Below are 19,722 nucleotides of genomic sequence, written 5' to 3' on the forward strand. Positions count from 1 at the left end.
CCCGCGCCGGCCACCCGCCGCGGCTCGCCCTACAGCACCCGCGGCGGCGCCGCGAACGCCCGCGCCAGCGGCACCAGCGCCAGGACCAGCACGGCGGGCAGCACGAACCCGACGCGGAGCGAGTCCGAGCCGACGAGCCCGGTCAGCACCGACCCGAGCAGCGCCCCCGCGTAGTTGAACTGGTTGAACCGGGCGATGACGGCGTCGACCCGCTCGCGCCCGCCGCCCGCGATCCGCGCCGCGGCGGAGAAGCTCAGCGGCGCCACCACCGCGACGCCCACGCCGAGCAGGGTGAAGCCCACCACGGCCACCTGCCACGACGGCGCGAGCACCACCAGCGCCAGCGCCGCGCACGCGACGAGCGCCCCGACCCGCAACACCGGCGCCACCCCGAAGCGCACCACGAGCCGGTCGCCCGCCAGGCGGGTCAGCATCGTCGCGACGAGGTAGGGGAACGTCGCGAGCGCCACCAGGTTCGAGGGCGTGTCGAACTCCCGCGCCAGGAGCGACGGCCCCCACGTGGTGGCGGCGGTGTCGACCATGTAGAACACGACGAGCCCGAGCCCCACGAGCACGATCGGCCGCCACGGCACCGGCACAGCCACAGGAATCGCGCCCGACGCCGGACCGGTCGCCCCTCCCGGCGTCGTCACCCCGGCCGTGACCCGCGCCAGGAACGGCGCGAACGCGATCGCCAGCGGCACCACCGCGACGACCGCGCTGGCCGCCACCGGGAGGCCGCCGAACGCCAGCGCCGCCGCGGCGGCGAGCACGCCGCCGATGGTCCAGTACCCGTGCGTGGACGGGAGGATGGGCCGCCCGGCCCGGTGCTCGATCGCGACCGCCTGCATGTTCGACGCCGCGTCCACCACTCCGAGGGCGACCCCGTACGCGGCCATCGCCGCGACGAAGACGGCCTGGCTCGGGGCCAGCACCAGCACGGGGACCGCCGCCCCGGCGAGGAGCAGGCCGGCGCGGAGCACCGTCGCGCTGCCGAGGCGTCGGGCGGCGGGCTCGGCCACGACCGAACCGAGCCCGGCGAGCAGCACCATCATGAGGAGGAGGAGCGAGAGCGTCACCTCGTCCAGCAGCCACAGTTCCTGGAACCGCGGCAGCCGCGTCGTCAGGCTGATGTAGACGAACCCCTGGGCGAAGAAGGCCGCGGCGACCGCCACTCGGGCGGTGCGAAGGTTCCCCTGGCTGCTCATGGGCGAATCCAACCAGCCGGAGGTGGATCAGGCCAGGACAAGCTCCAGCGTGCGCGGACCGCGGGCCCGGCCGTCGAGCAGGCTCACCTCGATCAGGGTCTGGTCTCGGCCGCTCCCGATCTCGGTCAGCAGGACCGTGCCGACCAGCTCCTGGGTAGCCTTCAGCACCTCCTCGGCCGACGTGGGCTCAGCCTCCCGCCGCAGCAGGTGCCCGGCGAGCACGCCGCGCGTGTGCTTCGCGTTGTGCGACACCACCGACCGCTTCCCGTCCACCTCGCGCAGCACGCGGACCTCGACCCAGTCGGCCGCGTCCGCGCCGCTCACCTCGGGCCGCCACGCCGCCACGTAGGTGGCGGACCGGCAGTCGACCACGACGTCGCCCGCCGCCCGCCCGTCGAGCGCCGAGGCCAGGGCGGGCTTCCAGGCCCGGGCGAGCGGGCCGACGTCGGGCAGCGTGACGCCCATGCTCAGCCGGTAGGCCGGGATGCGGTCGCCCGGGGCGACCGCGCCCCACAGGCCGGAGAAGATCCGGACCGACTCCTGCGCGCGCCGCGCGGCGGGGCCGTCGAGGTGGGCGAGGCCTGCCGCGGCGTAGAGGACGCCGGTGTAGACCTGGGCTGCGGGGGCTGTCGGCGCTGTGCGCAGGCCGGTGTTGCGGGCCACCTCGTCGGCGAGGCCTTCGCTCACGCCGAGAATGGTGGTGGCGTCGGGACGGGCGCTGGCCGCTGCCAGGGCGTCGAGGACGAGATCACGCTGCGTGGTGAGCTCCGGGTGCGCGAGAGCCGCGAGATCGAGGGGAGCGGCGCCGTCGGGCGCGGGCGTCTTGCCCTCGGAGGGCGGCAGCAGGAGGAGCACGCGTCAAGCCTAAGCGCGACCACCTGCCAGGCCTCTCGCCCGCGGTGCGACGGGCGTCACTACGGTGTCGGCATGGCACACGTGAAGGTCTACGGCAGGCGGTCGGTCTGGGCGGAGCGGCGGCAGGAGGTCTCCGAACTCCTCCACGCGGCGCTGGTCTCCGCGTGGCAGCTCCCGGAGGACAAGCGCTTCCAGCGCTTCCTCCTCCTGGACGACGACGACCTGGTCGCCCCCCGCTCCGACGCCTACCTCGTGGTCGAGGTGCTCTGCTTCACGGGCCGCAGCCGCGAGGCGCGCCGCGCTCTCATCGCCGCGATGTACGACGACGTCGCGCCCGCCCTCCGGCTGTCGGCCGACGACCTCGAGATCGTCATCGTGGAGAGCCCGCGCGAGAACTGGGGGATCCGGGGCGTGAGCGGGGACGAGCTGGCGCTGACGTACCGCGTGGACGTGTGACGCGGCTGTGCACCGACCCGTCCGACCTGTACGTTCGCCGACGTGGAGGGGACTGAGCACGTACTGATCGGGCCGGAGCCCGGATGGCAGCGGGAGTTCTCGCGGTGGGCGGACGCGCGAGGGCCACGGCTGCTTCCACGGTCCGCGGGCCAGACCGTCCTCGTGCTCAACCCCTCTGTGTCGGCGGAGCGGCGGGGAAAGGTGGTCGACAGGTTGTCGGCCTGCGTCGAGGATGAGCAGCGAGCCGTCCGGCGCTACGGGATCGTGTCGAGGGTCTCCACGGTCGGGATCCTCGGTGGGTGGTTCGTCGGGATGCTCACCTGGACGCTGAGCTGGCCTGACCGAGTGATCTGGACCGTGGTGTTCCCGACCTTCCTGGTCTCGTTTCCGTTCATGGCCGCGATGAAGCTCATGGGGCAGCGGGTCCGGGATACCGACGAGCTGCTGAGGCTGAGGGCGACGGAGTCCCCGGACGTTGTCCGAGGACTCCCGGCGGGGGGTGCCGGCGAGCATGAGCGCCGGGATCCTCTACCCGTTGTCGAGGCCGTTCGGGGCGCGATGGGGCTCGCGCCGGAGGACCGGCTGGCGTTCGCCCGGGTCATGTGGGCTTACGCGGTCGAGGTCACTGAGCCCGTGCCTGCGGGGAGTGCCGCGGTACTGGTCCAGCTGGAAGAGGCGATCCGGCACTACGCCCGCCAGGTTTCACCGTAGAATCGGTGCGCGGACGAGTCGGTTGGACGGTCGCGGCTCCGGGTAACCGGGGGCGAGGAACGTCCGGGCTCCACAGGGCAAGGTGGTGGCTAACGGCCACCCGGGGTGACCCGCGGGACAGTGCCACAGAGAGCAGACCGCCTCCGGCCTCCGGGCCGGCGGTAAGGGTGAAAGGGTGGTGTAAGAGACCACCAGCGTTCCCGGTGACGGGAGCGGCTAGGTAAACCCCACCTGGAGCAAGGTCAGACAGGCTGTGTTTGAGGGCTGCCCGCCCGACTCTCCTCGGAGAGACACAGTCGGGTAGACCGCTCGAGCCCTGCGGCAACGCAGGGCCTAGATGGATGGCCGTCGCCCGCGCGGGGGTAACCGCGCGCGGGGACAGAACCCGGCGTACAGACCGACTCGTCCGTTTTTACGAGCCTGACCTGCATCGGAGCCCCGGCCATCGGGGCCCGGTACACATTGGGTACACATGGCTGTGTACCGTGATGGCCTCAAGCCGCAGGTCGCCCTCTGTAGACCAAGAGACCGGAGTCGTGGACTCCCAGGGCGACGCTGGGCCTTATGTACGGGGGCGCACGGCGCGCACGTGTGACGGGATCGCCACGGAGTCCGGACGCTTGTCGGTACCACCTGCGACAATGCCATCGTGAAGTTCAAGCGCCGCAACCTCGAGGCTCTCGGTTCCCTGATCGTGGGCAACGCGGGTCGTGACGACGCCGAGAACGAGGACGAGGCCACGTACTTCCCGTACCGCTCCAGCATGTACATCACGGAGTTCTTTCAGGAGCTGGACACGGAGTACGAGCATGACGGCTCAACTCGCCATCGCTGGGTCGCTAACGTGCTGGAAGAGATGCTGGCTGAACCGCACGACGGTCCTACCCGCCCGCCGGAGATCTTCTGTCGCCTCATCGACCAGTTGATGAGCCCATCGGATCGGCTCAACGAAGGACCCGACCGCCCGCGTGCGCTGGCGCAGCTCAACAAGGCTCTCGGCCGCGAGGGCTTCGAGGCGTTCTATGGCGAAGACAACCACTGCTACCTCCGTCATGTCGGCACCCAGACCGTCACGGTGCTTGCGGCGAACCCGCACCGGCCGTTCAGCAAGGCCGAGCAGGAGCGTCGGCAGCTCTTGGCCGGCTACCTCGACCACTGCAGTGAGGACGACCTCATTGAGGAAGTGCTGCTTCCGCTCTTCCGGCAGCTCGGCTACCACCGCATCACAGCGGCTGGACACAAGGACAAGGCACTGGAGTACGGCAAAGACGTCTGGATGCGCTACACCTTGCCGACCCAGCACGTTCTTTACTTCGGTATTCAGGCGAAGAAGGGCAAGCTCGACTCTTCAGGCGTCACGAAGACCGGCAACGCCAACATGGCAGAGATTCACAACCAGGCGCTCATGATGCTGGCGCACGAGATCTTCGATCCCGAGATTAACCGCCGGGTGCTGGTCGACCACGCCTTCATCGTTGCGGGTGGCGAGATCACCAAGGCAGCCCGCAACTGGCTTGGCAACGCCCTCGACGCCACCAAGCGCAGCCAGATCATGTTCATGGACCGCGACGACATCTTGAACCTTTATGTCGTCACCAGCCTGCCCTTGCCCGAAGGGGCACTGCCGCCGCCACCCTTGAACCCGTGGTCGACAAGTGACGAGCCGCCGTTCTGAGAGGGCTATTCAGCCCGCGAGTCGGGCGTGGTCAGGCGTGCAGGATGCGGTGACGGGGCAGGTCGAAGCCGGCTCGGCCGTACATCTGCCGCTTGAGCATCTTGGTGCGGGTGTTCACGCCTTCGGTGCGTCCGTTGTGGTGCTCGGTTGTCAGCGCGGCGAGGACGGCGTCGAGGCCCTGGGCGATCCCGCGGACGAAGCAGTGCACGTGAGGCAGGTCGGCGGCGCGGGCCTGGTCGAGCAGCCACGCGTCCAGCGCGTCCGCGTTGTCGTCATCGGGGGCGAGCAGGGCCGCGAAGGAGCGCACGAGGTCGGCCAGCACCGTCATCTCGGGGCACGCGGCGACGATCTCGGCGAGGCGGCCGGCCTGGGTATCGGTGAGGTTCGCAGGCTTGGTCAGTAGCAGCCTTGCCGCGCGGCGCGGGGAGAGGTGCGGGTGGTCGTCGGTGTGCCTGTTCTGGTTCAGGTACCAGTAGAGCAGGTTCTGCGAGCCGGTGTACCCCTGCTCGCGGATCTCGGCTAGGAGCTGGGTGACGCTCACCGCCGGTTCGGCGGCGCGGCGATCACGGAGGTGGTCGCGGTAGGGGTCGACCATGCAGGCCCGGTAGCGCGGTGGGCGGGCGATCTGCTCGGGTCGGGTCGCGCGGTCGTACCGCTTGACGGTGTTCAGCGCGATACCGAGCCGGCGGGCGCAGTCCAGCAGCCCGACGCCCGCGGCGCGCAGGTCGTGGACCTGCTGCCACCGCTCGGCCGTGGTCTCGGCGATCCTGCCCTTGCGCATCCCGGTTGCTGTCGCCGCGGCCCAGCACGCGGAGTGGGCGGCGACCTCCTTGCCGACGGCGTCGGCGAGGCCTCGCCACAGGTGCCACCGGTCGGCGACCTGCACGGTGTCTGGCAGCGCCTCGCGGATCGCCTGGGCGTAGACGGTCGACCCGTCCCGGCAGGCGACCTCGACTCCGGGATGGTCGAGCAGCAACGCCTTGACGACGCCCGCGCCGCGGCCCTCGATCACGTCCACCCGGCGGCCCGTCTCCGCGTCGATGAGGACGGTCGCGTAGACCTGTCCGCGGTGTAGTGCGAAGTCGTCGATCCCCAGCACCCGCGGCACCTCGACCGGCGGCAGTGGGATCCTGCGCAGAGTCCGTAGCGCCGTGTCCCGCGAGGTCTCGATGCCCAGGACCGGCAGGACCCGGACCGAGGCCCGGCCCGCGAGCTCGGTCACCACGCATCCGATCGTCCCGGCTAGCCGGACCGTGCGCCGCTGATAGCGCTCCAGCACCCCGGGGACCTGCTCTCGGAACGTCTTGCGCGCGCAGCCTGCCGCCTGGCAGACCAAGCGCCGGACCCGTACCCGCAGCTCGACGCGGACCCCAGCGACCGGCAGGTCAGCCGGCGAGCGCTCGTGCAACGCGTGGACCCGCTCCGACAGCGCCCCGCAGACCGGGCAGGCGACAGGCCCAGCCGCCGTCGCCGCGGACACGACCAGCCGCCACGCTCGGCCACGTCATGGACAACCAACCCCTGCAGATCCCGGAACACCGCTCTGACCAGCGCTTTCGCATCGCCCACGGCAGATCATGACAGGCCTCCCGGGCCCCCGGGGCCAACCACCAGAAGTGCGACAAGGCCGTTCATATCTGACACTCCCAGGGCGGCCGGTGATGGCCTCCTGAGGTTCCGGGGCCGGGCTGGGCCATAGCCTTGGCGCCGTGACGACCTACCCGTACCTCGGCGTCGAGGGCTACCAGCCGGGCTATCAGCGCGGCCTCGCAACGATCGCGGAAACGCATCGGCGGCGTCTCGCGGGACTCGTCGGTCAGCGCCTCACCCGCGCGTGGCTGCTCTGGGATCGCGAGCGCGACGAGTGGTTCGCCGACGCACCGGTGCTCCTCGAGTTCGACAGTGAGCAGGTCGAGGTCCAGCACCACAAGTTCGATGAGCTGTCACTCACCTGGAACATGGTTGACCCGGGCTGTCCTGTGCGGTTCGAGGACTTCGACTTGTGCTGGCGGAGCGACGCGGCGGCGGTCTTGTCGGGCCTCCAAGGCCAGTCCGTCAGGCAAGTCTCGTTGCTCGAATGGCGGGGCCGCGACATGGTCAGCGACATGGTCGCTGTCCATCTCGTGTTCGACGACGGGCGGGTGACCGTCTATAACGCGCTGGACGAGAACGGGCTGTCGTTCGACGACCCGCAGCCTGAGTACTCCTGGCACCGGATCGGGTGACACGGCGCGTGCACCTGTTGGGCGTGTACCGCTGGACGCCGCTGGTGGCATTACGACGGCGGGGTCAACTAACGTAAGCAGGCAGGGCACCGTGTCCTACGGTGCGTCCGATCTGCCGGATGGGGAAGCATGTACAACCTGCTGGTCGGGTTCGGGGACAGCATCGCGTTTGGCGGTCGCATGTTCGAGCACACGGATCAGATCGTCAAGGAGTATGTGCAACCTGCTGGGGCTGTAGACCCCTCGCGACTCGTGAACCTGCCGACACTGGTGATGCCGGAGACTGGGGACTCCAATGCACAGCAGGTTGCGCGGATCGGCCGCATCACAAGCCTGCAACGTACCGGCGCCGACTATCGGTTCACCTTCGTCGAGAACCCACGGTTTCCGGCGCTCAGCACCGACCGTGTGGTTTCTCTCGCGCAAGATCTCCAGATCGACGCTTGGGAGTTCACGCGTACGCACTGGGCGGTGAAGGACATCGACCTCTACGGTGTGCTGCTCTGGGGCGGTGCCGCCGAGCAGCACGCGCCACAGGTGTTTGAGCTCCCGGTCCACATGCCGCGGGAGACGGATTTGGTCGCTGTGATGATGCCGTTCGCGGGGTTCGATCGGGTCTACGAGGCGATCAAGGAAGCCGTAGAACGGGCGGGGCTCCGATGCCAACGGGCCGATGACATCTGGGAGAACCACCACATCATGGACGACGTCCTCAGCCTGATCTGGCGATCCCGCGTCGTTGTCTCCGACCTGTCGGGAAAAAACCCGAACGTGTTCTATGAGACCGGGATTGCGCACACGATCGGCCGCGACGTGGTCCAGATTGTCCAGTCGATGAGCGATGTGCCCTTCGATCTCCAGTCCATCCGGACGCTCACGTACTACCCGAACGCCGAGGGGCTAGCCGCCCTTATGCGGGGCCTGGAGAATCGCCTCAAGACTCTGACTGCGTAACAGCCGCTCACGCGGCTTTCGACGCCGCGGCGCTCGCTGGGCGCGTGCTCAGGACGAGGTCGATCGCGGTGCGCGTCAGGTCGTCCTCGTCAGGCCACAGGTGCGAGTAGGTGTCCAGCGTCTCGCTCGCGTTCTTGTGCCCGAGCCGGGCCTGCACCGCCTTGACCGAGGCGCCGTGGCGGATGAGCAGGCTCGCGTAGTAGTGGCGCAGGTCGTGGAACGTGAGGCCCCGCTGGTTCGCGGCCCGGAGCGCCCGCTGCCACGTGTCCCAGAACGCCGAGCGGCGCAGGGGTGCTCCCTCTGTGTTGGTAAAGACCAGACCATCGACTCCGGGAGGAAACTCGCGGAGGTGGTCTTCGAGGGCCTTGAGTGCCGTCTTCGAGAGCGGGACGTCTCGGTAACTCGCCTCCGTCTTGAGCGGGCCGAAGTTCGGCTTCTGGTTCGAGGTGAGCAGCTGCCGGTCGACGTGGAGTGTCTTGCTCTCCAGGTCGATCCGGTCGAGCGTCACCGCGAACGCCTCGGCCTGACGCAGGCCCGTGCAGGCGGTGAAGAGGATGAGCGCCCGGAAGCGCTCGGGGACGGCGTCGATCAGCGACCACAGCGCCTCAGTCGTCATGGGCTTGACGCGCTTGGGGACCTTGCGCGGCAGGCGAGTCCCTGCGCACGGGTTGCCCGGGATGCGGCTGGTCGCAACGGCGGCCTTGAAGATGCCCGACACGATCCGGTGCGTGACGCCGACGGTCGACGGCGCATATCCCTTGGCCTTCCCGTCGGCGTCGGTCATCGCGGCGGTTGACAGCCACTTGACCCAGGCCTGGATGTCGTCGGACGTGATAGCCCCGAGGGCGAGGTGCCCGAGACGTGGGTAGGTCCGCTTCTCGAGGACGACCTCGATCTGTTCCTCGGTCGCGCCGCGGTGGACCTGGAGAGCTCGCCAGTTCTCGGCGTACTCCTTGAAGGTGACCTTGCCGGCGTCGCGGTCGATGAAGCGTCCGGTCAGGATCTCGGCCGACAGCTCGTCGCATCGACGCTCGGCGTTCGTCTTGAGCTTGTAGCTCTCTGCGCGGAGCCGGTCGCTCGGGTCGCGGTAGCGGACGCGCCATCTCTTGCCTCGCCCGCTGTCCTTTGTCGGTTCGCCGTCGCGGTCGAACCAACGGTCTTCCACCCATGCTGTTGCCATCTCACCCTTCCTTCGGTGTTGGCGGTTCGGTCTCGACGGGCGTCGCGGTGAGGCCCCGCTCCGCTCGCCAGTTCTCGGGAGTGAACGCCGGGCTGTGCTTCTTCGTGAGCGCCTGCATCGCCTCGTCCTTCTGCCAGCCCAACGTGTCGGGGTCGACGCTGATGCTCGCGAACGCGGGCACCGTGTCCGGGACGTGGCCGAGTGCGCTCTCGATCAGGTCCCGCTGATCCTGGTCCGGCTGCCACTCGGTGAACATGCTTGCGTTGTCGAGAGCGGCTCTCAGCTCGTCGCGCGCCATCTCCAAGTGGTGGATGGCCGTGACGGCATCGTGGTGGGCTTTCCGGACCTTCCCGGCTGCGCTCAGCGCGTCGTGGGACGCGTGGGCCATAGACGGGCGGGACAGGAGGTCGTGCAATGACACGCGGAGGATCTCGGCGAGGTCGACCGCCTCCACGAGCCGAACCGGGCGGTCGCCGCGCTCGACGGCCCACATCGTGGCCTGGGACCAGCGCCAGCCCCGACGGCGCATGCGGTCGGCGATCGTCTGCTGGGACTCCGCGCCCCGGAAGCGAGCGATGTTCTTACCGACGTAGGTGTCGCGTTCTTCTGCCATGGCTACCAACTTACTCGCGCTTCTCGTTGACGCGAACCAGAGACTCTAGTCAGACTTGGTAGTGTAGTCCTCGTTAACTCGAAATGGAGGTGGTGGGCATGGAGAGCGACGACGAGCTGCTTCGCACGCGTGAGGTGGCACTGCTGCTTGGTGTTCCGGCGAACACGCTTCGGTGGTGGCGCTACATCGGCGAAGGGCCGGAGTGGTTCCGGCTCGGTCCCAGGGTGGTCGTCTATCGCGCGTCGAAGGTCGCCGCGTGGCTCGCGGAACGGGAGGCCGAGGGTGCACGACCGCAAACAGCGTGACCCCGCGGGGGGTGCGCACACGAACGAGGCTCGGACGCTACGGCATCCGGGCCTCGTTCGTTTCCCCGGCAACGATGCCGAACCCTCTCGGCGGTCACCGTCGCTGGACGAGGAACGCCGGAAGGCGCGCTCGCTCGGCGCGGCGGCGTGGCTGCGGAGCTTTCTGGCCACTCACGGCGGGAGTGGCCAGGCTCGCGTCGTGCTCGACGCGGCCCGTGCGGCGGGCTTCGCCGCGTCGACAGTGAAGAACGCGCAGGCCGCGGTTGCGACGACGCACCGAACGGGCTTCGGGCCCGGTCACCGGACGACATGGCGACTGCTCCCGGAACTGACTGCAGGTACCGACGCCACCCCGTCGCGGCTCGATGGCCCGGCCAAGGCGCGGCGGAGGGTTCGCAAGGTCGCCACGGCCGGTCAGGGCTGGGTGGCCCCGACGCTCTTCGAGGCGGCCGGGGTGAGCGAGCCATGACGGCCCGCCGGCGCGGCGAGCCTGCGGGCGACCGTGGCCGGGTGGGGCGCCCGGCAGCTGGACACCCTCGCGAACCCATCACCACCACACCTATCACCACCACACTCATCACCACCACACTCATCACCACCACACCTATCACCACCACACCTATCACCACCACACTCATCACCACCACACTCATCACCACAACACTCATCACCACCACACTCATCACCACCACACTCATCACCACCACACCCATCACCACCACCAACTCATCAGTCACACCTCAGGCAGTAGCGGAACGTGACCGTTGGAAACGTTTGCTGGCGTTTGACGTCGCGCGTGGCGGGGGTGGTTGGTCGTGACGGTCTCGATCCGGCCGATGAGCGCGGGGGACGGGTACAAGTACTTGCTCAACTCGGTGCGCAATGCTGACCTGGATGCCCTACCACCGATGGCGGCGATGCCGGGCCGAGGTTCGCACCCAGGGATCGGGCGGGTGCGGGCGGAGGGTTCGTGGGTGGATCCGGTCGCGGCGTACTACGCCGCCGCGGGGACACCTCCGGGGTTCTGGCTCGGCAACGCGGTCCATGACCTCGGCCACGGGGAGCTTGCTCCCGGTGACGCGGTCACGGTCGAGCACCTGGAGCGGCTGCTCGGGCAAGGGCTGGACCCGATCACGGGAGCGCCGTTGGGTCGCCGGTACCCGAAGTACAAGCCTGTCGCCGACCGCGTCGCAGAACGCGCGGCCCGGCTCGACCCGGGCCTCTCGCCGCAGGAGCGGCAGGCGGCGGTCGATGTGATTACGGCCGAGGAGGTCGCGGCCGGGGAGAAGCGTCCGACTGCTGGGTTCGACCTGACGTTCTCCGTGCCGAAGTCCGTGTCCGTGCTGTGGGCGCTGTCGGATCGCACGACCCAGGCGATCATCCTGGCTGCGCACCATCAGGCGGTGGCCGAGACGCTGGAGCTGATCGAGAACCTGTTCGCCGGCACGAGGATGGGCGCCGATGCCGGGGACGGGTCGGTCTGCTTCGCCGAGGTCACCGGCCTGGTCGCCATGGGCTACGACCACTGGGACTCCCGCGCCCACGACCCCCAGCTCCACACCCACGTCGTGGTCGCGAACAAGGTGAGAACCCTGGTCGACGGGAAATGGCGCACCCTGGACTCCCGCGCCCTGTTCAACGCGAACGTCGCCTACTCCGAGTACTACAACGCGGTCCTTGCCGACCGGCTCACAGCGTCTCTGGGGGTGACCTGGTCCCGCCGAGAGAGGGGCCGGGACCGCACCGCTCAGATGGAGATCGACGGCGTCCCTGATGATCTGCTGGCGGAGTTCTCGTCGCGGTCGGCGGAGATCGAGCACAGCGCGGACGCGCTGATCGAGAACTACCGGCGGTCCCACGGGCGTGAGCCGTCCAAGCGGACGATCGTAAAGCTTCGCGCGCAGGCCACGTTGATGACCCGCCCGCCCAAGACGCTGCGCTCGTTGGGGGACCTGACCCAGTGGTGGCGCGAGCGCGCCACGCGAGTCCTGGGTCGTGACTCCCGCACCTGGGTGCGGGACCTGCTCTCCGAGGCGGCCCGCCGCACAGGTACCGGCCCGGCACGGTTGCACACGGCAGCCGACGTCCCCGCCGAAGCGGTGCAGAAGGCTGCGGCAGCAGTGGTGGCGGTCGTGGGGGACAAGCGGGCGACGTGGCGGCACGCGAACCTGCGCGCCGAGGCCGAACGCCAGGCCATGGAATGGCGGTTCGCCACCGCCCGGGACCGCACGGAGGTCATCGGGCGGGTCGTCGCTGCGGCCGAGGGCGCCTCGGTCGCCCTGACACCGCCGGACCTGGCGCCGACCCCGGAGTTCCTGCTCCGCGCCGACGGCACCTCGATGCTGCGCCCCCGCCACGCCGCCGTGTTCACCTCCGAAGCCGTCCTGCGCGCCGAGGAGAACCTGCTCGCCCTGTCCGGCGACACGACCGGCCCGGTCGTGGCCGGGAGCCTGCTCGGGCAGATCGCAGACGACGCCGTCACCCAGGGGATCGTCTCCGCGTCGCAGGCCGACGCCGTCGTCTCCGTCGCCACCTCGGGGCGCGTCGTGGACGTCCTGGTGGGCCCGGCGGGGACCGGTAAGACCACCACGATGCGGCTGCTGCGCGCAGCCTGGGAGCACGCCCACGGCACCGGGTCCGTCGTCGGGCTCGCGCCGTCAGCGGCGGCCGCCGAAGTCCTCGCCAGCGAGCTGCGCATCGACTGCGAGAACACCGCCAAGTGGCTCCACGACCACCACGCGGGGCGCCTGAACTTCCGTCCCGGGCAGCTCGTGATCGTGGACGAGGCGTCCCTGGCCGGCTCCCACACCCTGCACGCCATCACCCGCCACGCGGCCGAGGTCGGGGCGAAGGTGCTGCTCGTCGGCGACCCCGCCCAGCTGTCCGCCGTGGAGACCGGCGGTGCGTTCAACCTCCTGGTCTCCGAACGCCGCCGCACCACCGGCGACGTCCCCGAGCTGGTCGAGGTCCACCGGTTCACCAACGAGTGGGAGAAGGCTGCGTCGCTCAGCCTGCGCGATGGCGACCCGCGCGTGCTCGCGCTGTACGAGGAGCACGGGCGGATCGTCACAGGTACCACCGAGGAAGTCGCCGAGGCCGCCTACACCCGCTGGAAGACCGACATCGACGCCGGGCGCGTGTCCGTGCTGATGGCGCCGGACAACGCGACAGTCACCGAGCTGAACCGTCGCGCACGCGCCGAACGCCTCCTCGCAGGAGTCGTGGACGACGGCCGCGCCGTCCGGCTTGCGGGGGACGTCGAAGCCTCGGTCGGGGACGTGATCCTGACCCGCCGCAACGACCGCCGCCTGCGCCACAGCCCCGGCGGATGGGTCCGCAACGGCAACCTGTGGCACGTCGTCGCTGTCCACCGTGACGGGTCGATCACGGCCCGCAGGCTCGATCCCGACGACAACACGACCTCGAGCCCCGGCCGGCCGGGAACCGTGCGGCTGCCCGCCACCTACGTCGCCGAGCACGTCGACCTCGGATACGCGACCACCGTCCACCGGTCCGAAGGCCTGACCGTGGACACCGGGTACGAGCTGGTCACCCCGACCATGACCAGAGAAGCGCTGTATGTCGGCGGCACCCGCGGGCGGGACCTGAACGTGCTGTTCGTGCCCGTCGACGCCCCCGACCGGGACGGGAACCACGAGCACGCCGTCGGCCACGAACCCGACGAGGTCCCCCAGCAGGCCAGGGCCCGTGCGACCCTTGCAGGCATCCTGGCCCGCAGCGGCGCCGAACCCTCCGCCCACGACACCCGACACGCCGAGCATGAGCAGTACGCATCGATCGCCCGGCTCGCTGCGGAGTACGAGACCATCGCCCAGCACGCCCAGAAGCCCCGCTGGACATACCTGGTCGTCCACGCCCTGCGCCGCAATGGGTTCGAGAATCAGGAGATCGCCGAGGTGCTGGAGTCCGAGACCTTCGGCCCGCTGTGCGCCGAGCTACGCCGCGCCGAGGCCGACGGACACCACGTCGACACCCTCCTCCCACGCCTCGCTGCCGGGCGGACCCTGTTCGACGCCGACGACGTCGCCGCCGTGCTGCACCACCGCCTCGCCCACGCCACCGCCCGACCCGCCACCCACCAGCCGGCCCGCATCGCGGGCCTCATCCCCCAAGCGATCGGCGACTTCCGCGATGACGTGAACGACGCGCTGGAGGCCCGCGCACAGCTGATCGGCCAACGCGCACGCCACCTCGCCGCCCAGGCAATCCACGACCAGGAGCCCTGGACAAGCAAGGTCCCACGGTGCCCCGCCGAGGACGCCGCGCAGTGGCTCGAACGGGTCGTGGTCGTCGCGGCCTACCGCGACAAGTACGGCATCACCTCCGACCAAGCCCTTGGCGACGCACCACGGAGCATTGCCCAAAGCGACGACGCCCGTCGCCTGGCAGCTCGGCTCCGAAATCCCGTGGTGAACAGCAACTCGCCCCGGGACCGCCATGAGTCGCAGCGGCATGGCCACAGCGGTCCGAGTCTGTGACAAGGGCGGTCATGCCAGTGATGCGACGAGCCCGACAGGCCAGTCACCGAGCCAGAACGCGATCCGGGAGGGACCCGATGCGCCGACCGTTGATCCGTCGTGCGGGAGGAGTTCGGTTGGGGCAATGTACGCGTCGCCGGGGTCGAGCCTGATTCGCAGGAGTCGGAGGGATGCCCCCTCGGCGATGTAGGCGCGGAGGTCGTCGGTGTGCGGGTAGTGCCCCGGGTCCTCGATGCCGAGAGCTTGGCAGGCGTCCAGGACGTTGGTCGTGGCGGCTATGAGCCATCGTGGGCCGGGGCCGAGGTTGATCCCGAGGCGGCGTCGTGCGAGCGTGCGATGAAGGATCGGCAGGCGGTCGAAGTTGTCGACGTGGATGCCGATGCGCAGGTTCGTGGACCAGTCGATGGTGGTCGTTCGCTGGCCTGGGTCGCTGTCGGTGAAGCCGACGAAGGTCGCTGGCGCTCGTCCATCGAGCGGGTCGAGGAGGCTGGGGTCCTCAGCGATGGTCGCGCGGGCTGCGATGTGGTCCAGGGGCCCTTTGACCAGTTCGAGGACAGTGCTCGCAGGATTCTCGTCCGACGCCCGTAAGAGTTCGGCCTCCGGCGGGGTGAGTCGTTCCCAGGCGGCGCCCGGGATGATCGAGCCGTCTTCCCAGCCGTCGTCGCCGGAGGCGAGCCGAGCGGTGGTCGTCTCGGTGCGGTCAGTCAGGGCGTCGAGTTCGGTGAAGCTGATGCGGGTCGGCACGTTCGCCTCCTGGTGTCGTGCGTCAGCGGTCCTCAGCGAAGGTGATCCCGAGCTCGTCTGCGAGGACTGTGGACAGGTCGGTGAGCTGGTGGTGGTCCAGAACGATGCGTCTGAGGTTGAGGGCTCCGGCGATCGCGGACAGGTCGTTGCCCCGCAGGTCGGTGCCCTTGTAGGTGCCGTTCTGGAACGAGGTGGCTCGTAGTGAGCACCCCTCGAAGGCGACGTCCGAGAGGTCGCAGGCGGTGAACTCGGCTTCGGTCAGTGAGCAGCCGAGAAACGCGACCGGTCCCTTGGCTGTCACGTTGTCGAACGTGGCGTAGTCGAAGCGGCACCGCTCGAACACGACGTCGTCCAGGACCAGTTCGCTGAACCGTGCGCCGAGAAACCGGCAGTCGGTGAACCGGACGCGGGACAGCCTGCTGGCGGTGAACGTCAGGGAGGCCAGGTCGCAACGGACGATCTCCACGGAGGACAGACGAAGGTTGTCCAGGTCGGCGCTCTGGGCCGTCACGCCGCTCAGGCGGCTGTCGAAGACCTGGGTGCCCGACAGGGTGAGGTTCCTCAGGTCGGCGTCGGTGTAGGAGAGCAGGGACAGCCGATCAGCGTCGGCGTCGAGGTGCTGGACAGGTGTGAGCTCGTCCTCGTGCAGCGCTGGGAGCTCTATCGCCAGGTCGCGGATCGTCAAGGTGTCCATGGTTCCTCACCCTAGGTACAGGGCCCGGACGGTGCTCCCGCCCGTGGTGGTCGGGAGCACTGTGCTGGCGGCCGTCAGTTCTTCTTCCAGTTGTCCCAGCTCGGGCGGTTGTCCCAGGGACCGGTGTTCTTCTTCCAGTTGTCCCACGCCGGCCGGTTGTCCCACTCCGCGGCTGGTCCGCCGGTGCCGGTCAGGGCGGTGACAGCCTCGTGGTCAGAGTCCAGGAGGGCCGCCAGGGCGGTGGTCGGAGTGTCGAGGCTGATGGTCATGCGTTGTCCTTTCGGGTGATGTCGACCAGGGCGTTGACGAGTTCCTGCTTGGAGACGCGGCAGAAGTTGGTCTCAGTGGTGTCGAACCGGCCGTTCTCGAAGTACCTGTTGCCGGCCTGGGCCCCGCGGCAGAAGTCGAAAAACTCGCACGTCGCCTTGCACGCTTCGAGGCCGTCGATGAACTCGGTGACGTACCGCAGGCGGTGGGCGCCGTCGAGGATGTCGCCCAGCGACCGCTCCAGGACGTTGCCCGCGATGAAGTCGCCGTACCGGTCGTCACGGATGCCGGCCAGCTCCGGGGAGAGCAGCACAACGTCGCCGTCGTGGGAGACGGTGGGCAGCGGGTCGAACCGGTGGGACTCCCACCAGTCGCGCTGCCCGGTGCGGATCGTGCGTAGGTACCGGCCGAGCCTGTCCAGCTCCCGGATCTCGACACGTGGGTGCTCACCCGACCAGGCGAACACGTCGGTCCAGAACGCGCGGGCCCGTTCAGGGCTGGGCTGGGTACGTGCGTCGTTGACGCCTTCAAGCTCTTCGATGTTCAACCCGATCGACGTCGGCCCGAGCGAGGCCAGGAAGTCCAGCAGCTCGCCCGCCCGGTCGATCCCTTCACCGACCACGGCGATGAGCGAGAACGCGATCCTGTGCTCGGTCAGCTTCGCGATCCCGGCGACGATCCGGTCGAACGCTGGCCGTCCGGACCAGTCCCTGCGCTCGGCGTTCAGGTCGGCCGGTCCGTCGATGCTCACCCCGACCGAGACGCCGCGTCCCGCGAACAGGTCGCACCAGGCGTCGGTGATGAGCGTGGCGTTCGTCTGGAGGCTGTGCCGGACCCGGCCAGCACGGCGAAGGTCCTCGAATGGGTCCATCAGCGCGGCCAGCTTCTCGGGCCCGATCGCCAAGGGTTCCCCGCCGTGCCAGCACACCTCGGTCGTGTGGCCGGGCGGCATGTCCTTCAGGGACTCCGCGATCCGTCGGGCGACCCCCAGGCTCATCTCCAGGCGCCTTTTGCGGAACGGTAGGTAGCAGTAGGAGCAGTTCAGGTTGCACAGGGTTGTGGGTTGCACAACCACGAGGTCCGGGTGCGAGGCGATCCACTGGTGGAACCGGTCGGCTGAGCCTGAAACGGCCGTGTCGAGGGCAGTCAACGTTTCTCCTTGGTCGCTCGTCGGTCTTGTCTGCGCCGCTACCACCGACCATTCCCCGGACGGCGCGGGTTGGTCGCGCAGGCCTACAGGGGCCGGGCGACATCGAGGAGGTAGAGGCCGCCGTTGTTCGCGTCGTAGCGCCACTTCGGGCGACCGTCCCCGGTCAGGGCGTACGCGTAACCGGCCGCCACGAGGGCCTGTTCGAGATCGAGCATCGTCGCCCCGACGGCGGCCGGGAGGTCGGTGTGGTGGGCGATCATCGCGTCGCCGTCACCGGTCCACACCTCGCACGAGGCCAGTGCCGGGCCGGTGCCGTCCAGCCGGACCCGCACTGAGACGGGGTGTAGGCGCGGGTGCAGGCTCGCCGCGAGGTCCCGGACCTCGCGCAGCAGCTCGACCGGCGGAGCAGCGGTCATGAGCGAGCCCCGGCCAGCGCCTGCGCCTCAACGTCGGACGTCGCGTCCGGTCCAGTGTGCAGGCCGCGAAGCACCTTCGCGGCGCCGTGCTCAGCGAGCGTGCCCGTGACGTGGTCGGCGGCGTCCTGCACGACCATCGGGGCGTGGCCCATGGCGTAGGAGCGGGCGGCCCACTCCATCGCCTCCAGATCGTTCACGCCGTCGCCCACGAACACCGTGTTGGCCGGAGCAATCCCGACGTGGCGGCGGACAGCGTCCAGGGCCGAAGCCTTGGACAGCCCGGCCGGGGTGACGTCCAACCAGGACGGGGAGGCCGGGTTGACGGTGACGCCGAGGCTGCGGACCGGCTCCATAAGCAGCGCGGTGGCGTTCGGGGCCGACAGGATCACCCGGGGCGCGGGCTCCGCGGTCAGGTCGTCGTCGGAGACGACGACCTGACGGCCGTTGACCTCCGCCCGGTCGAACAGCTCGCTCACGTGGTAGCCGAAGCCGACCTCCTCGACCGCGACCCGCACCCCAGGGCACAACCGGCGGGCGAGGTGGAGGACGGGTGCGACATCGAGGGTCTGGCAGGACTCGACCCGGGGCCACGTCCGGTCCAGCCGGGCCGTCACCGCACCGTTGGACGCGACGACCCACGAACCGTCCAACCCGAGCAGAGTCGCGATCGGCAGGACCCCCACGAGCGACCTTCCCGTCGCCAGCACGACGACATGCCCTGCTGCCACGATCTCGGTCACTGCGTCGCGGGTGTCGTCGGGGAGGATGTTTGTCCCGTCCGGGCACAGGGTCCCGTCGATGTCCAGCGCGACCAGCAGACGCCCGCCGGTCAGGTTCTGGGTGGCGGTCATCGTGCGGTCTCCATGGTGTCTGCCGCCGCGTCGCTCGGCGCGGCCGTCGTGGTTGGAGGGGTCCGGCGGGGCAGGGAGTCGGTCAACCGCGCCGGCCGCTGCTCGTTCGGCCGTGCGTCACCGATCACGACGCAGGTCGCGCCGTCGGGTTCCAGCTCCAGCGCGACCCGTCGTCGGACGGACGCCAGGCGGGCCTGGGCGGGAAGGATGACCAGGCGGGCGTTGTGGAACTTCGCGGTCTGCACGACCTGGCTGATCGTGAACGTGTCGAACCGGTCGGTCACGATCTGCGCCAACGCCAACCCCTCGACCCGCGCGTAGTCGGTCACCGCGTCCCGCTGGCCCTCCAGGGCATCGCCCTCCGGAGCGCAGACGTACCCGACGGCTACCGGGCTCGGCGCGCTCATCGCTCGGCACCGAGCGGTCGCCGGAGCACGGACCGGACCTGCACTTCGAGCCCGTCGCGGACCCCGGTCCACAGCGTGTGCCCTGGGACGAGCATCCGGTGATCGAGGGGGACGTCGCAGCCGAGGGACCGGGCGATCGCCTCGCCGTCGGCCAGCACGGTGGGCTGCAGGCACAGCCGGCCACGGGTCACGGTGACGAGCTCGATGCGCCCGTCGCCTGCGAGCGACAACGCCTCGTAGGCGGCGCTGAGCGCCAGCCTCAGTGGACTGACCTGTTCCGTCGTGGTCCTCATGGTTCCCCCTTGTGCGGCGGCCCGGTTCGGGACGCTGCACGCCGTGTGTCATTGCTTCGCTGGCAGCTGGACCTGCCTGTCCGAGAGGAGACCTCGGACGGGTTGTCCAGCAATCGCGACGCTACCCTATCCGCCAGACTTCCGTGAGACCCCGGTCCTGGTGAGTTCGTAGGCTGGGGGCAGCAACGGAGATCGGATTTATGAGCAAGGACAGCAAGG

Annotated in this window: 21 protein-coding genes, 1 other RNA gene and 1 pseudogene; 10 read left to right on the forward strand and 13 right to left on the reverse strand. The window is 69.6% G+C overall.

Going from position 1 to position 19,722, the window contains the following annotated elements; genetic code table 11:
- Positions 1 to 29 precede the first annotated feature (29 nt).
- Together D1350_RS21540 and D1350_RS21545 are read right to left on the reverse strand one after the other, a co-directional pair.
- Positions 30 to 1,208 carry an MFS transporter gene (locus D1350_RS21540; RefSeq protein WP_125778107.1) on the reverse strand — a complete coding sequence of 393 codons (1,179 nt, stop codon included), beginning with the start codon at positions 1,206 to 1,208 and terminating at the stop codon, positions 30 to 32.
- A gap of 27 nt (positions 1,209 to 1,235) precedes the next feature.
- Complete coding sequence (locus D1350_RS21545) at positions 1,236 to 2,063, reverse strand: YaaA family protein (RefSeq protein ID WP_125778108.1); 828 nt, start codon at positions 2,061 to 2,063, stop codon at positions 1,236 to 1,238.
- Positions 2,064 to 2,135: 72 nt separating this feature from the next.
- Here D1350_RS21545 and D1350_RS21550 point away from each other — a divergent pair, with 72 nt between their 5' ends.
- The 4 genes from D1350_RS21550 (at position 2,136) to D1350_RS21565 (ending at position 4,905) form a co-directional block, all read left to right on the forward strand.
- Positions 2,136 to 2,519 carry a tautomerase family protein gene (locus D1350_RS21550; RefSeq protein WP_125778109.1) on the forward strand — a complete coding sequence of 128 codons (384 nt, stop codon included), beginning with the start codon at positions 2,136 to 2,138 and terminating at the stop codon, positions 2,517 to 2,519.
- Positions 2,520 to 2,561: 42 nt separating this feature from the next.
- Positions 2,562 to 3,230, forward strand: a complete 669-nt coding sequence (locus D1350_RS21555) for a hypothetical protein (RefSeq protein WP_125778110.1) — start codon at positions 2,562 to 2,564, stop codon at positions 3,228 to 3,230.
- Positions 3,231 to 3,244: 14 nt separating this feature from the next.
- Positions 3,245 to 3,639, forward strand: an RNA gene (rnpB, locus tag D1350_RS21560) — RNase P RNA component class A.
- Between the two features lie 240 nt (positions 3,640 to 3,879).
- Entirely contained in the window at positions 3,880 to 4,905 is a 1,026-nt protein-coding gene (locus D1350_RS21565) for a PDDEXK family nuclease (RefSeq protein WP_125778111.1), read from the forward strand.
- 31 nt (positions 4,906 to 4,936) lie between these two features.
- Here the strand turns inward: D1350_RS21565 and D1350_RS21570 are convergent.
- Positions 4,937 to 6,474: pseudogene (locus D1350_RS21570) on the reverse strand (ISL3 family transposase).
- Positions 6,475 to 6,614: 140 nt separating this feature from the next.
- Between D1350_RS21570 and D1350_RS21575 the strand changes: the two are divergent.
- On the forward strand, positions 6,615 to 7,130 hold the full coding sequence (locus D1350_RS21575; RefSeq protein WP_125778112.1) for a hypothetical protein: 516 nt from the start codon (positions 6,615 to 6,617) through the stop codon (positions 7,128 to 7,130).
- A 129-nt stretch (positions 7,131 to 7,259) separates the two neighbouring features.
- Entirely contained in the window at positions 7,260 to 8,084 is an 825-nt protein-coding gene (locus D1350_RS21580) for a hypothetical protein (RefSeq protein WP_125778113.1), read from the forward strand.
- Between the two features lie 7 nt (positions 8,085 to 8,091).
- Here the strand turns inward: D1350_RS21580 and D1350_RS21585 are convergent, their stop codons facing one another.
- Together D1350_RS21585 and D1350_RS21590 are read right to left on the reverse strand one after the other, a co-directional pair.
- Positions 8,092 to 9,264, reverse strand: a complete 1,173-nt coding sequence (locus D1350_RS21585; RefSeq protein WP_125778114.1) for a tyrosine-type recombinase/integrase — start codon at positions 9,262 to 9,264, stop codon at positions 8,092 to 8,094.
- Position 9,265: 1 nt separating this feature from the next.
- Positions 9,266 to 9,877 (reverse strand): helix-turn-helix domain-containing protein, encoded by a 612-nt coding sequence (locus D1350_RS21590; protein ID WP_125778115.1) that lies wholly within the window; start codon positions 9,875 to 9,877, stop codon positions 9,266 to 9,268.
- Positions 9,878 to 9,975: 98 nt separating this feature from the next.
- On the opposite strand from D1350_RS21590, the gene D1350_RS21595 reads away from it, so the two are divergent.
- The 4 genes from D1350_RS21595 to mobF all read left to right on the forward strand — a co-directional run bounded on the left by D1350_RS21595 (position 9,976) and on the right by mobF (position 14,681).
- Positions 9,976 to 10,182, forward strand: a complete 207-nt coding sequence (locus D1350_RS21595) for a helix-turn-helix transcriptional regulator (RefSeq protein ID WP_125778116.1) — start codon at positions 9,976 to 9,978, stop codon at positions 10,180 to 10,182.
- 199 nt (positions 10,183 to 10,381) lie between these two features.
- On the forward strand, positions 10,382 to 10,651 hold the full coding sequence (locus tag D1350_RS21600; protein WP_125778117.1) for a hypothetical protein: 270 nt from the start codon (positions 10,382 to 10,384) through the stop codon (positions 10,649 to 10,651).
- Positions 10,648 to 11,001 (forward strand): hypothetical protein, encoded by a 354-nt coding sequence (locus D1350_RS23895; RefSeq protein ID WP_164545271.1) that lies wholly within the window; start codon positions 10,648 to 10,650, stop codon positions 10,999 to 11,001. The genes D1350_RS21600 and D1350_RS23895 overlap by 4 nt, the downstream gene beginning before the upstream one ends.
- Positions 11,002 to 11,018: 17 nt before the next feature.
- Positions 11,019 to 14,681, forward strand: a complete 3,663-nt coding sequence (gene mobF / locus D1350_RS21610) for a MobF family relaxase (RefSeq protein ID WP_240644278.1) — start codon at positions 11,019 to 11,021, stop codon at positions 14,679 to 14,681.
- Between the two features lie 9 nt (positions 14,682 to 14,690).
- Here the strand turns inward: mobF and D1350_RS21615 are convergent, their stop codons facing one another.
- From D1350_RS21615 to D1350_RS21650, 8 genes are all read right to left on the reverse strand, one after another.
- A complete protein-coding gene (locus D1350_RS21615; RefSeq protein ID WP_125778119.1) occupies positions 14,691 to 15,425 on the reverse strand; it encodes a hypothetical protein in 735 nt (244 codons plus the stop codon).
- 22 nt (positions 15,426 to 15,447) lie between these two features.
- Positions 15,448 to 16,119 (reverse strand): pentapeptide repeat-containing protein, encoded by a 672-nt coding sequence (locus tag D1350_RS21620; RefSeq protein ID WP_125778120.1) that lies wholly within the window; start codon positions 16,117 to 16,119, stop codon positions 15,448 to 15,450.
- Positions 16,120 to 16,193: 74 nt separating this feature from the next.
- Complete coding sequence (gene amcA / locus D1350_RS21625) at positions 16,194 to 16,388, reverse strand: multiple cyclophane-containing RiPP AmcA (protein WP_125778121.1); 195 nt, start codon at positions 16,386 to 16,388, stop codon at positions 16,194 to 16,196.
- Complete coding sequence (gene amcB / locus D1350_RS21630; protein ID WP_338068195.1) at positions 16,385 to 17,680, reverse strand: cyclophane-forming radical SAM peptide maturase AmcB; 1,296 nt, start codon at positions 17,678 to 17,680, stop codon at positions 16,385 to 16,387. The genes amcA and amcB overlap by 4 nt, the downstream gene beginning before the upstream one ends.
- The gene (locus D1350_RS21635) at positions 17,620 to 17,952 is read right to left on the reverse strand and encodes a hypothetical protein (RefSeq protein WP_125778122.1); all 333 of its coding nucleotides are present in this window, start codon (positions 17,950 to 17,952) and stop codon (positions 17,620 to 17,622) included. Before D1350_RS21635 ends, amcB begins: the two co-directional genes overlap by 61 nt.
- Positions 17,949 to 18,803, reverse strand: coding sequence for an HAD family hydrolase (locus D1350_RS21640; RefSeq protein ID WP_125778123.1), 855 nt, complete (start codon positions 18,801 to 18,803; stop codon positions 17,949 to 17,951). The genes D1350_RS21635 and D1350_RS21640 overlap by 4 nt, the downstream gene beginning before the upstream one ends.
- Positions 18,800 to 19,210, reverse strand: coding sequence for a hypothetical protein (locus tag D1350_RS21645; protein ID WP_125778124.1), 411 nt, complete (start codon positions 19,208 to 19,210; stop codon positions 18,800 to 18,802). Before D1350_RS21645 ends, D1350_RS21640 begins: the two co-directional genes overlap by 4 nt.
- Positions 19,207 to 19,503: a hypothetical protein gene (locus D1350_RS21650; RefSeq protein ID WP_125778125.1), complete on the reverse strand. Its 297-nt coding sequence runs from the start codon at positions 19,501 to 19,503 to the stop codon at positions 19,207 to 19,209. Before D1350_RS21650 ends, D1350_RS21645 begins: the two co-directional genes overlap by 4 nt.
- Positions 19,504 to 19,722: the final 219 nt, after the last annotated feature.

The organism is Antribacter gilvus (genome assembly GCF_003946865.1).
GTDB lineage: Bacteria > Actinomycetota > Actinomycetes > Actinomycetales > Cellulomonadaceae > Antribacter > Antribacter gilvus.